At 62.2% G+C, this 3,974-nt stretch carries 3 protein-coding genes and 1 pseudogene; 2 read left to right on the plus strand and 2 right to left on the minus strand.

Annotated features, from left to right (window positions below; genetic code table 11):
- Positions 1-56: 56 nt before the first annotated feature.
- Both guaD and EOC06_RS33175 read right to left on the minus strand, forming a co-directional pair.
- Positions 57-1,373, minus strand: a complete 1,317-nt coding sequence (gene guaD, locus EOC06_RS33170; protein ID WP_128309780.1) for a guanine deaminase — start codon at positions 1,371-1,373, stop codon at positions 57-59.
- Position 1,374: 1 nt separating this feature from the next.
- Entirely contained in the window at positions 1,375-2,592 is a 1,218-nt protein-coding gene (locus tag EOC06_RS33175; protein WP_128309781.1) for a urate hydroxylase PuuD, read from the minus strand.
- Between the two features lie 162 nt (positions 2,593-2,754).
- Here EOC06_RS33175 and EOC06_RS33180 point away from each other — a divergent pair, with 162 nt between their 5' ends.
- Together EOC06_RS33180 and EOC06_RS44120 are read left to right on the plus strand one after the other, a co-directional pair.
- Positions 2,755-3,675, plus strand: coding sequence for a LysR family transcriptional regulator (locus EOC06_RS33180; protein WP_027039874.1), 921 nt, complete (start codon positions 2,755-2,757; stop codon positions 3,673-3,675).
- A gap of 103 nt (positions 3,676-3,778) precedes the next feature.
- Positions 3,779-3,974 (plus strand): annotated as a pseudogene (locus EOC06_RS44120) (nitrilotriacetate monooxygenase); the annotation flags it as partial.

Genomic DNA, 3,974 nt, shown 5'->3' on the forward strand with positions numbered 1-3,974 from the left:
TCGGATTGTCCCGAATTGCCCTTCGCAATTCGGTTGGCAATCCGGGTGAGGGGGTCTTACCCCGCGATCATATCCGCCTTCGCTGCGCGCCCCGCCACATAAACCTCGCGCACGGTGCGGTCGTCGCCAAGCGTCTGCAGGAGAAACAGTTCCTGCGCCAGCGTCTCGACCGTTTCCATCCTGAGCCGCATCGCCGGCGTCGCCCTGGCGTCCAGCACGACGATGTCGGCATCGGTGCCCTCGTCCAGCGTGCCTATCTTTTCCGCCACCGACAGCGCCTCGGCATTGCCACGCGTCATCTGCCAGAAGGACTGGAACGGGTTGAGCTTCTCGCCGTTCAGCGCGATCACCTTGTAGCCCTCGTCCATGGTGCGCAGCATCGAATAATTGGTGCCGCCGCCGACATCGGTGGCGGCGGCGATGCGGAGCGGCTTGTCGCGGCGACGAAAGCGCTGATAATCGAACAGGCCGGAGCCGAGGAACAGGTTGGAAGTCGGGCAGAACACCGCCACCGAGCCACTGTCGGAAAGCGCATCCGCTTCGCGCTCCGAGAGATGGATGCAGTGCCCGAACAGGCTCTTTTTGCCCAACAGCCCGTAGTGCTCGTAAACGTCGGTATAGTCGCGCGACCACGGGTAGAGTTCCTGCGTGAAGGCAATCTCAGCGTGGTTCTCCGACAGATGCGTCTGCATGTGCAAATCGGGATGTTCGCGGCACAGCGCGGCCGCCATCTCCATCTGCTCCGGCGACGAGGTGATGGCGAAGCGCGGCGTGATGGCATAAAGCTGCCGTCCCTTGCCATGCCACTCCTTGATCAGCGCCTTCGTGTCGTCGTAACCCGATTGCGGTGTGTCGAGCACGCCGTCGGGCGCATTGCGATCCATCATCACCTTGCCGGCGATGTTGAGCATATTGCGGTCATGCGATTCGGCAAAGAAGGCCTCCGCCGAAGCCTTGTGCACCGAGCAGTAGGCGGCGACCGTCGTTGTACCGTGGCGCACCATCTCGTCGAGGAACAGCCGCGCGATACGGCGGCCATGTTGCGCGTTGGCGAACTTCGTCTCTTCCGGAAAGGTGTAGGTGTTCAGCCAGTCGAGCAGCTCAGCGCCATAGGAGGCGATGATCTGCATCTGCGGAAAATGCGCATGCGCGTCAATGAAGCCGGGCAGCAGCAGATGCGGCCGGTGGTCGATTTTTTTCGCTACCTCGCCGGCTTGCTTTTCAACATCGGCATAGGTGCCAGCGGCGACGATCCTGCCGTCGCGGATCAGCAGGCCACCATCCTCCTCGTAGCGCCAGGCGGCATGATCGTCGATGGTTTGCGGCCAGCGCACAAAGGAAAGCGTGCGGCCGCGCAGGAGTGTCGAGGTCATGCTATTTCCTCGCGCCTTCAAACCAGGCCACCAGCAGCGCCCGTTCCTTGTCGGTGATCTGCGAGACGTTTGCGGGCGGCATGGCGTGGCTGCGGCCGGCCTGCAGATAGATCTCTCGGGCGTGATTGGCGATGTCGGCATCGGTGTCGAGCATCACGCCCTTCGGTGCATGATAGATGCCCTCATAGACCGGCTCCGCCGCATGGCACATCGAGCAGCGGCCGAGCACGGTGTCGCGTACGGCCGGGAAATGCGCCGAAGCGACATAGATTTGCGCCGATGCCGATTCCCTGGGTTCGCCGGTCAGCACCTTCGGCGCGGTCGACAGCCAGATGATGACAATGAACAGGACGAGTGCCGCCATCCAGGTCCAGGTCGGATTGCCCTTGCGGGCATGGATCGAGTTGAAATAGTGCCGGATCAGCACGCCGATGATGAACACCAGCGAGGCGATGACCCAGTTGAACTCAGTGCCGAACGCCAGCGGATAGTGGTTCGACAGCATCAGGAACAGCACCGGCAGCGTCAGATAATTGTTGTGAAGCGAACGCTGCTTGGCGATCTTGCCATATTTCGGATCGGGCTTGCGGCCGGCGATGAGGTCGGCGACAACGATCTTCTGGTTTGGGATGATAACCATGAAGACATTGGCCGACATGATCGTGGCGGTGATGGCGCCCAGATGCAGGAAGGCGGCGCGGCCGGTGAACAGGTGCGTCAGCCCCCAGGCGATGAACACCAGCACGCAGTAGAGCACCAGCATCAGGCCGGTATCGCTTTTTCCCAGCGGCGAGCGGCACAGCAGATCATAGACCACCCAGCCGACGCCGATCGTTGCCAGCGACAGCAGGATGCCTGTAGGCACCGACATCGGCAGCACGTTGGGATCGATCAGGAACAGATCGGCTCCGGCGTAGTAGACGACGCACAGCATGGCGAAGCCGGACAGCCAGGTGGCGTAGGATTCCCATTTGAACCAGGTCAGGTGTTCCGGCATTTCGGCTGGTGCCACGAGATATTTCTGGATGTGGTAGAAGCCGCCGCCATGCACCTGCCATTCCTCGCCGAAGGCGCCGACGGGCATGCCCGGACGCTGGCGCAGGCCAAGGTCGAGCGCGACGAAGTAGAAGGACGAGCCGATCCAGGCGATGCCGGTGATGACGTGCAGCCAGCGCACGGCAAAACTCAGCCAGTCCCAGAAAATCGCGAAATCCATCATTGAAGTCGTCCCTGCCGATCGGGTGACTTTACGGTGTGGCGCGCAAACGGAAAGAGGTGAGGTGCACGATGACTTTCAAAAAAAAATGGAAAATACTAGGGTAGTCACACGCAGCAGGATGGGAGCCGCCCGAAGGCGGCCTCAGGAAAGCCACTAAACCGCATGGCCTATCTCGACAACATTGCCGTCTTCGTTCGTGTCGTCGAACTCGGCAATCTGTCGGCGGCCGGGCGCGACATGCGGATTTCGCCGGCGGTCGCCTCCAACCGCATCAAGGAGTTGGAGAAGCACCTGGGCGTGCGTCTGTTCAACCGCACGACGCGGCAATTGATGCCGACCGAGCACGGCACGGTTTTTTACGGGGGCGCAAAGCAGGTGCTGGAGGCGATCACCGAAGCGGAAGCCGCGGTCTCGGCGCTATCCGGCCAGCCGCGCGGCACCATCCGCGTCACCGCCCCCTTGGGCCTCGGCCGTCGGTTGGTGGCCTCGGGCATTCCCGATTTTCACGACAAATACCCAGACATCGAGGTGAGGCTGAGGCTTTCGGACCACAATGTCGACATCATGAAGGAAGGCATCGATGTCGCCTTCCGGCTCGGCATCATCGAGGATTCCAGCCTCAGGATGCGCGGCATCATGGAATGCGAGCGCGTGCTGGTGGCGGCGCCGAAATATCTCGAGGCGCGCGGCGAACCGATCGAGCCGCAGGAACTGATCGGCAAGAAGCACGACTGCCTGATGCTGCGTTATTCCGGCGCGCGCGAATATGTGTGGACGCTGCAGACCCCCACGGGCCCGCAGAAGTTCGAGGTACACGGACCCTACGACACCGACGATGGCGACGTGCTGACCGGCTGGGCGCTTTCAGGCCGCGGCATCATCAACAAGCCGCGCTTTGAGGTCGAGCCGTTCATCCGCGACCGGCGGCTGAAGGTGATCCTGAGCAGCACGCCGCCGACACCGGTGCAGTTCGCCGCCGTCTATCCGCACAAGAAGCTGCAGGATCCAAAAGTGCGGCTGCTGCTCGACTTCATGGCCGAGCGCTGCCAGCGACTGATCAACGATCTGTTGGCTGGGAAATAATGCTGGCCTCCACGTGACCGGCGGTTGGCCCAGCGCCAGCGGTTGCCATCCCCTGAAGTGGCGAACATAGTTCGGGTGGTATTTCGTCTCGCAGGCACCATCGATGGACAGCGGCGCCACAATGCATCTTGCCGTTTCGCTGTTTCCGGGGATCGCCGATCCATCGCCGGAACCGGGATTCAGCCGCCTGACTGGTTTCGTGCAAAAGGCCGAAGCAGCGGGCCTGGACATGGTGCTGCTTGCCGATTCCGCACCGGCGTCCGGCGGCGGTGCCGCGACCAGCCCGATGCCCTTCGACG

The organism is Mesorhizobium sp. M7A.F.Ca.MR.362.00.0.0 (assembly GCF_004023175.1).
GTDB lineage: Bacteria > Pseudomonadota > Alphaproteobacteria > Rhizobiales > Rhizobiaceae > Mesorhizobium.